This is a genomic window from Streptomyces sp. SID3343 (genome assembly GCF_009865215.1).
Classification (GTDB): domain Bacteria; phylum Actinomycetota; class Actinomycetes; order Streptomycetales; family Streptomycetaceae; genus Embleya.
In genome coordinates this window covers 1-7688 of sequence record NZ_WWJX01000049.1, presented here as the reverse complement: position 1 = coordinate 7688, position 7688 = coordinate 1, and the positions used below count along the sequence as shown (strand labels likewise).

Here is a 7688-nt window from a genome sequence, read left to right as displayed (position 1 = left end):
GCAACCACACCTGGGAGGCCGACCACGTCCAAGCCTCCCCGGGTGTGATCACCGACGGTGACCTCGTCCACCCCTACAGCACGTGGTTCGCCGCCTGCGTGACCAACTCGGTCACCGGTGTCGCCGTCGCCCCCGGCCATCCCTCACGCGTCTCGTTCTCGGCCGCGTTGCGCTCCGCGATGGCTGCACTCCTACAAGCACCACCGCGGACACACCGCGATCAAGGGCCACCGATCAGCCGGCCGCGCCACCGGCCACGCATTGTGGGCGTCCATCGCCGCCGCCGACGCCCGCCGGTACTCGGCGAGTTCGGCTGCCTCGGTCACGGGTTACGGGAGGAACGTGACGTCCGCCGTTCGCGGCGACGCCGACCGGGCAGGGCAAGGCGCCCTGCCCGGCCCGTTCCCGCCGCTGCCGCAGCCCGGCGCGCCGCGGCGGCTGCGTATCGGTGTGCCCTCTCAGGAGACCCCCCTGGCCGACCCCATGTCAGTGCCCCTCGTCGGTCGCACGACGCCGGTCGCCGACGCCGCGACGGACGGGGCTTCGCGAGGTCGGGAGTCGACCACGCCCCTCACGCCTCCCGGCCGTCGAAGTCACGGGCGCGGGTGGCGATCGCCGGTGTGAGGTGGCGGGCCAGCACATCCAGGGCTGCGGCGACTTCACCGAGCGTAATCGGATCCGAGGCGGTGCCGTCGGGGCCGGCGAGAACGGCTGCGAGGGCGGCGTCAACGGTGGCGGCGCGGACTTCGGCGACCCTGGCGGAGGGTTTGTCGGCGGGGTTGACGAGCCGGCGGCGGCGATCGGCGGGGTCGGGAGTCGCGTCGATCGACCCCGCCTCCTCCAGCCGGGCGATCGCTGTGGACACCTGGCTTTGCGGCAGACCCGTGCGGGTGGCGATCTCGCCGACCGTCGTCCCGGGATGGGAGACGACGTCACCGAGAACGACGACCACCGTGCGCCCCGAACCCCCCGATGCCGTCGCGGGTCGGGGCATCGCCTGCTCGCCGATCTTCATCAGGGCGCGCCCCAGCAGGAACAGCTCGACTCCGTTCATGCTCCGATGATACATCGAATCAGATGCATCGATATTGATGTATCCGATTCGACGCGATAGCGTCGTCGGTGTCAGTCACGAACAACCGATGACCGGCAAGGGGATCCACCATGACCACGACCGCATCCACCGGCACCCTGTCCGTCTCGGGCGCCACTCTCCACTTCCGAGTCCAGGGCAGCGGGCCCGTCCTCCTCCTGTCCCAGAGCGGCGAGGGCGACGCGGACCGCACAGTCGACCTCGTCCCGCACCTGACCGACACGTTCACCGTCGTCACTTACGACCGCCGCGGCCTGTCTCGCAGCGTCCTCGACGACCCCACCCGGCCCGTCACCATGGCCGACCACGCCGACGACGTGGCCCGACTGCTCACCGAGATCGGCGACGGACCCGCGCTGATGGCCGGATTCAGCATGGGCGCCGCGATCGGCCTGCAGACCGTTATCCGCCACCCGGGCACGGTGGGAACGCTGATCGCGCACGAGCCGATCATGCCGCGCCTGCTGCCGGAGACCGACCGGATCGAGCACGCCGCCGAACTGAGGGCTGTCCAAGCCGCCCACGCCGCGGGCGGCCTCGCCGCGGCGTTCCCCGCGATCGCCCGCCACCTGGGCATCGACTTCACCCACGACGAGACCGAGGAGAACCTCACACCCCAACCGCTCACCCCCCGACGACGGGCCAACTTCGACTTCTTCATCCGCACCGAGTTCCACGCCGCCCTCGACGACCGCACGGACGTCGACCGCATCGCACCGGCCGCGGACCAGGTCGGCACCCGGATCGTTCCGGCGACGGGCCGAACGACCCGGCGGACGGTGCACACCTACCGCTGCGCCTTGGCGCTCGGCGCCCGACTGGGCGTCGAGCCGGTCGAGTTCCCGGGCGGCCACAACGGCGCCACGGCCTTCCCCAGCGCAACGGCGCGCGTTCTCAAGACCGTTCTAGCCTAGTGCCGCGCCGCTCCCGCCTCGGGTCACCGCGATCCGATCCGCCTTGGCGGCGACGCCCTGGTCCCGCCGGATCCTTGCCGGACCAAAAAAACGCGCTGGAGGGCGCGCCGGCCTCGATCGCCGCGTACCGCGTCCTCATTTGATCGACGGTATGCCCGCGAGGGACGCGAACGACATGCGTGATCCGGTAGCGGCAGGTTCGTCACCCCTCGTCTTCCGCCACCCGCAACGCCTCCAACATCCGTGCCAGGGCCGCTCGGACGTCGGCCAGGTCCTTCGCCGCGTTCCCGCTCCCCGCCAACCACAGCACGGCTTCGTTCATCGCGCCGGACAGCAGATGCGCCAACGGCGGCACCGGCTGCCTCGCGATCACGCCCGCGTCGATCAATTCCGTCAGGGCCTCGGACAGATGCCGGGCCGATGTCGCCTCGTCCATGACGCGCCACTCGGTCCAGCCCAGCACCGCCGGGCCGTCCACGAGCATGATCCGCTGGACGTCGGGGTCGGTGCCCGCGGTCAGGAACGCCTGACAACCGGCCGTGAGTTGGCGCCACGGGTCGGTCTCGGCGTCCGCGGCGGTCGCCACTCGGGCAGCGACCTCCTGTTGGACCTCCTCCAGTACGGCCCGAAACAGCTCGGTTTTGCCGGCGAACTGGTGATAGAGCGCCCCCTTCGTGACGCCCGCGGCTCGGACGATCTCCGACAAGCCCACGGCGCCGTACCCCGACGCGGCGAACAGGCGCCTGCTCTCGCGCACCAGGGCTTGCCGGGTCTGCTCACGCTGCCGGGCTCGACCGCCCGATCCACCGTTGTCGTCCTGCGTCATGAGACTCCACTCGTTGACATACCGATGGTATGCCAATACTTTACTTAACATACCGACGGTATGCTAAGGAGTCCACGCGATGACACTGACCAGCTTCTACCCGGTAATTTGCACCTCCCGCCTGCGGGAATCCCGCGCGTTCTACATCGACCTGATGGGATTCGAGCCGACGTTCGAGGCGGACTGGTACATCAGCCTGCGTCGCCTCGGAGCACTCCCCTACGAACTCGCGCTCCTCGACCACACCCATCCCACACTGCCCGAGGCATACCGCCTCCCCGTGCGGGGCCTGGTCCTCAACTTCGAGGTCGAGGACGTAGACGCCGAGTGGGAGCGGCTCGTCCTCGGCGCCGGCCTGACCCCCCGACTCGACATCCGTAGCGAGGACTTCGGCCAGCGACACTTCATCCTGGCCGACCCCGACGGGGTCCTGATCGACATCATCACACCGATCGAACCGACCTCGGCTTACGCCGACCAGTTCGTAAATCCGTAAGGCGGAGGGCCCGCAAAAACAAAGCCGCCATCATCCGAGCGACCTTCGCGGCGGAAAACGCACCACGGGGCCGCCCCGGGTCGACGAGGACTCCGACCGGAAGGGCCGTTCCGGCACCATTTCTCCTGTCGATGCCAACGCACCCCGGGAGCCCCTGCACCACTACCGAAAGTTGCTCCCCACCGTTCGACAACGCCCCCAGGGACACAGCCTCGACGACACCTTCGCGTCCATGACGCCCACCTCGTCCCGCTCGTCCGGGCCGGACCCGCTTCGAACGCGGGCACCTGGTCGAGCGCCCCAAGCTCACCGCGGCGTGATCGAGATCAACTGATGCGCACATTCGGTGGTTGCCTCGATGCTGCGGCCTACTTCGAGGTTGTACGTCTGGAAGACGAATCCGACGCGTTCGCGACGCAGAGCCGTCGTCTGTGCCTCGTCGTCCTGACCGGGCTGCTTCGGGAGCGCTTCGGTTTCGACGGCGTCGTGTGCAGCGACTTCAACGTGCTCACGGGCATGGAGGTGCCGGGGATCGTGTCGCTGCCGCCAAGGAACTGGGGTGTCGCGCACCTGACCCTCGCCGAGCAGGTCACGCTCATGCTGGACGCGGGCGTCGACCAACTCGGCGGCGAGACACGGACGGACCTCATCATCGACGTCGTGCGGTCCGGCGCGGTCACCGAGGCGCGCATCGACGAATCCGCGCGACGGATCCTCCGGCGACAAGTTCCGGCTCGGCCTGTTCGACGACCCGTACACCGACCCTGCCCTCGCCGAACACGTCGTCGGGAACCCGGTCCACGTCGACCTGGGCCGACGCGCACAGCGGCGCGCGCTCGTCCGACTCACCGGCGAGCCGTTCGCGGGCACCGCGCGTCCGCGTCTGTACGTCGACGGCGTCGACGCCGAAGTCGCGGCCCGGTACGGCACGGTGGTGGGTCGGCCCGAGGACGCGGACCTGACCGTCGTACGCGTCCACGCCCCCTACGAGTCCCGCGAAGGGTTCCTGGAACGGCACTTCCACGCCGGATCCCTCGACTTCCCAGCGACCGAACTCGCGCGGCTGCGCGCCCTGTGCGCGACCGTCCCCACGGCCGTCGGCGTCTTCCTCGACCGCGCCGCGATCCTCACCGAACTCGCGGCGGCCGCCACGACGCTCATCGCCGACTTCGGCGCGGACGACGACCTGTTCCTGGACGCCGTCTTCGGCATGCACCCGACCGCCGGCACCCTGCCGTTCGACCTGCCCTCGTCGATGACGGCGGTCGAAGACGCCCGCGAGGACGTCCCCTTCGACACCCGGGAGCCGCTGTTCCGCTGCGGCCATCCGAGCCCGCGGAGCTGAACGCCCCCTCCATCGCCCCGCCCGAACCGGTCCGCCGCTTCCCGCGCGGGCCGGCTCGCCCGTGACCACCGCCCGGGGTCCCGGCCGTTTCACTCCACCCATCGCGAACCAAGGACGAACACGCATGCATGCCCCCGGCATCCTCCCGCAAAAGATCGGCAACTGGCGCGACATCGGCGGGCCGAGCGCGCCAGGCGGAAGCACCGTCGCCTCCGGCGTCCTGTACCGCAGCGCTCACCCGGCCGACGCCACCGCGCAGGACATCCGTCTGCTCGCCGAGCTGGGTATCCGGCTGATCGTCGACCTGCGGTCGACACCCGAGGTCGAAGCCGAGGGGACGATCCGCGTCGACGGCGCCCGTCGCCTCGCCTTCGACCTCCCGGCACCGGATCCGTACCTGCGCCTGCGCGCCCACCTCGCCAACCGCGACATGGCCGGGCTCGCCGACTACCTCGGCGGCGGCACCCCCGAAGAACTCGAGGACGCCATGGCCCGGCAGATGGCGGACTTCTACACGGCCATGGCGGACGACCCGCACCGAACGTTCGGCGCGGCGCTGCGCGACCTGTGCGACCCGGCCAACACACCCGCACTCGTCCACTGTTCCGCGGGCAAGGACCGGACCGGCCGGCTCGTGGCCCTCGTCCTCCTCGCCGCGGGCCTCGACGAGAGCGCCGTCGTCGAGGAGTACCTCCTCTCCAACGCCGCCTCCCCGCTGCCGATGGACGACTCGCCGGTCACCCGACTGATACGGCCCGCCCTGACGGTGCGCCCGGAATACCTCACGACCGCCCTGGACCACGTCCGCGCCCGGCACGGGAGCATCGACGCATACCTGCGCGACGCTCTCGGCGTGGACGACACTATGCGCGACGCACTGCGCGCACGCCTGCTCGCTTCACCGTGACACGAGAGCCCACGGACCACGGTGAAGCAGGCCGGCCGACGAGCACGTCGCGCGTTTGCGACTGATGTTCTTGAACTGCGGGTGTGTCAGCGCGAGTTCGTCGCATGCCCTACCGATCAGGCGCCGGACGGTCGTGCTGGACATTCCGCGTTGGGTGCCACCGTGGAAGCTCTGGAACAGGTAGGCCGGCGGTTCGCTCCAGGTCTTCTCGTGCGCGTCATAGCGGACGCAAACCGAGACTGTGCCGTGCTCGTTGCGGTCGTGCGCGTCGAGCCCACCGGCTAACCCCGCGCGACCTCAGCGGTGTGCGCGGGGGTGTAGCGCTCGCCCGTCACCTTGTCGCTCAGCGGGTCCAGCGCGGCCAGCGCCTCGGCGTCCAGGGTGAGCTCCAGCGCGGCCGCGTTCTGCTCCAGCCGGGCCGGGCTGCGGGTGCCCGGAATGGTCGCCACCGCCACCCCGAGCCGCTCCGCCTGGGCGTACACCCAGGCCAGCGCCACCTGGGCCGGGGTGGCGCCCAGCCGGTCGGCCACCTCGCGCACGGTCTGCGCGATTCTCTCGTTGGCCTCGCCCGCCTCGCCGGCGAAGCGGGGGTTGGCACGCCGGAAGTCCTTCTCGCCCAGCGTGGAGCGGTCCAGGGTGCCGGTCAGGAACCCCCGCCCCAGCGGCGAGTACGGCACCAGCCCGACCCCCAGTTCGGCCATCACCGGGGTGACCGCCTCGACGTCGCGGGTCCACAGCGAGTACTCGCTCTGCACCGCGGTGATCGGGTGCACCGCGTGCGCCCGGCGCAGCAGCTCGCCGTCGACCTCGGACAGGCCCAGATGGCGGACCTTGCCCGCCTCGACCAGCTCGGCCATCGCCCCGACGGTCTCCTCGATCTCCACGTCCTGGGGCGGGCGGTGGGCGTAGTACAGGTCGATCACTTCGACGCCCAGCCGCAGCAGCGAGGCGTCGCAGGCGCGCAGCACGTAGTCCCGGGCACCGCGGATGCGGCGTGCCCGGTCGCCGGCGCTGCGGTCGATGCCGAACTTGGTGGCCAGCTGCACCTGATCCCGGCGGCCGTGGATGGCCCGGCCCACCAGCACCTCGTTGTGCCCGGTGCCGTAGGCGTCGGCGGTGTCCAGGAACGTGATGCCCAGCTCCAGGGCCCGGTCGATGGTGGCCAGGCCGCCGTCCCAGTCGGCGGCGCCATAGCTCTCGCTCATCCCCATACACCCCAGGCCCATCGCGCTGACGGTGAGACCGGGCGAGCCGAGCGTGGTTCGGGTGATCATGCGCGGATACTCCTCCTGCCCGGCAGACCGGGCGGTACCTCGAGAGGCTGACGAACGCCTCCGACACTAGGACTTGGAGCGCGCTCGAAGTCAAGCCGGAGGACCGGCCCCCGTCGGCGGGTCAGGCGCGGCGGGGCGGGGGCGGGGGCGGGTGAAACGGTCCACCGGCAACAGGTCGCCATAGGGCTGTCCTCCGGGGCACTGCACATCGCGGTGGACCTCGCGCCGGCCCGGTTCGGCTTTCACGCCACCGCATACCTCTGGCTCACCGTCACCCCGGGCGATCTCGATGCGACCGGCACCGCAGTATCGCTGCATCCCAAGACCACGTTTAAAGGGACCGCAGTCCATGTCGGGGCAAGTGTCAGCCCCACCGGTAGGGGACCCCGGCCTCGAACGACAATCCGACCGGGCAACTCCCCAACGCACTGTCGAAGTCGACCGTACCGCCGGAGAACTCCGTTCTGTCGATGCCGACCGTGCCGCCGGAGAACCGTGCGAAGAAAAAGCCGACCGTGCCGGCGGTGACTTTGTTGATGAGCTGTGAACGGGCATCACCATGGAGTACTGATCGGGTCGATCCAGGTCTGCGGGCGCCAGGGCCACCGCGAGCACCAGGTAGGGAACGGCTCCCAGGCACTGCTCGGCCATCATGCTCGGATCGGACGCCGTGCCCGCGTCGTTCAGCGCCGGCAGCCCGGCACCGACGGCCGCCGCGCCCAGGACCTCGGCCGCGGTGAACTTCCCGCAGGCCGCCGGCTCGCGCACCAGGGCAACGGCCCGCGCCGCGTCGCCGCGCCACAACTCGGCGACCTCGTCACCGGCGCCCGCCA

9 protein-coding genes and 1 pseudogene are annotated in these 7688 nt (G+C 70.6%); 6 read left to right on the top strand and 4 right to left on the bottom strand.

Going from position 1 to position 7688, the window contains the following annotated elements; all coding sequences use genetic code 11:
• Positions 1 to 571 precede the first annotated feature (571 nt).
• On the bottom strand, positions 572 to 1054 hold the full coding sequence (locus tag GT354_RS02250; protein WP_161354458.1) for a helix-turn-helix domain-containing protein: 483 nt from the start codon (positions 1052 to 1054) through the stop codon (positions 572 to 574).
• Positions 1055 to 1164: 110 nt separating this feature from the next.
• Between GT354_RS02250 and GT354_RS02245 the strand changes: the two genes are divergently transcribed.
• Complete coding sequence (locus tag GT354_RS02245; protein ID WP_161354457.1) at positions 1165 to 2007, top strand: alpha/beta hydrolase; 843 nt, start codon at positions 1165 to 1167, stop codon at positions 2005 to 2007.
• Between the two features lie 202 nt (positions 2008 to 2209).
• Here GT354_RS02245 and GT354_RS02240 read toward each other — a convergent pair whose 3' ends face one another.
• Positions 2210 to 2833: a TetR/AcrR family transcriptional regulator gene (locus tag GT354_RS02240; RefSeq protein WP_161354456.1), complete on the bottom strand. Its 624-nt coding sequence runs from the start codon at positions 2831 to 2833 to the stop codon at positions 2210 to 2212.
• 79 nt (positions 2834 to 2912) lie between these two features.
• Between GT354_RS02240 and GT354_RS02235 the strand changes: the two genes are divergently transcribed.
• Both GT354_RS02235 and GT354_RS56300 read left to right on the top strand, forming a co-directional pair.
• Positions 2913 to 3329 carry a VOC family protein gene (locus GT354_RS02235; protein ID WP_161354455.1) on the top strand — a complete coding sequence of 139 codons (417 nt, stop codon included), beginning with the start codon at positions 2913 to 2915 and terminating at the stop codon, positions 3327 to 3329.
• 333 nt (positions 3330 to 3662) lie between these two features.
• A pseudogene (locus GT354_RS56300) lies at positions 3663 to 3989 on the top strand (hypothetical protein); the annotation flags it as partial.
• A gap of 16 nt (positions 3990 to 4005) precedes the next feature.
• Here the strand turns inward: GT354_RS56300 and GT354_RS56295 are convergent.
• On the bottom strand, positions 4006 to 4308 hold the full coding sequence (locus GT354_RS56295; RefSeq protein ID WP_346011801.1) for a hypothetical protein: 303 nt from the start codon (positions 4306 to 4308) through the stop codon (positions 4006 to 4008).
• Between GT354_RS56295 and GT354_RS56290 the strand changes: the two genes are divergently transcribed.
• Together GT354_RS56290 and GT354_RS02225 are read left to right on the top strand one after the other, a co-directional pair.
• Positions 4264 to 4674 (top strand): hypothetical protein, encoded by a 411-nt coding sequence (locus tag GT354_RS56290; protein WP_346011800.1) that lies wholly within the window; start codon positions 4264 to 4266, stop codon positions 4672 to 4674. The genes GT354_RS56295 and GT354_RS56290 overlap by 45 nt on opposite strands.
• Before the next feature lie 124 nt (positions 4675 to 4798).
• Entirely contained in the window at positions 4799 to 5581 is a 783-nt protein-coding gene (locus tag GT354_RS02225) for a tyrosine-protein phosphatase (RefSeq protein ID WP_161354454.1), read from the top strand.
• 281 nt (positions 5582 to 5862) lie between these two features.
• On the opposite strand, the gene GT354_RS02220 is transcribed toward GT354_RS02225, so the two are convergent.
• A complete protein-coding gene (locus GT354_RS02220) occupies positions 5863 to 6855 on the bottom strand; it encodes an aldo/keto reductase (protein WP_161354453.1) in 993 nt (330 codons plus the stop codon).
• 543 nt (positions 6856 to 7398) lie between these two features.
• Here GT354_RS02220 and GT354_RS02215 point away from each other — a divergent pair.
• A partial coding sequence (locus GT354_RS02215; protein ID WP_161354452.1) for a hypothetical protein occupies positions 7399 to 7688 on the top strand: 290 nt, incomplete at its 3' end.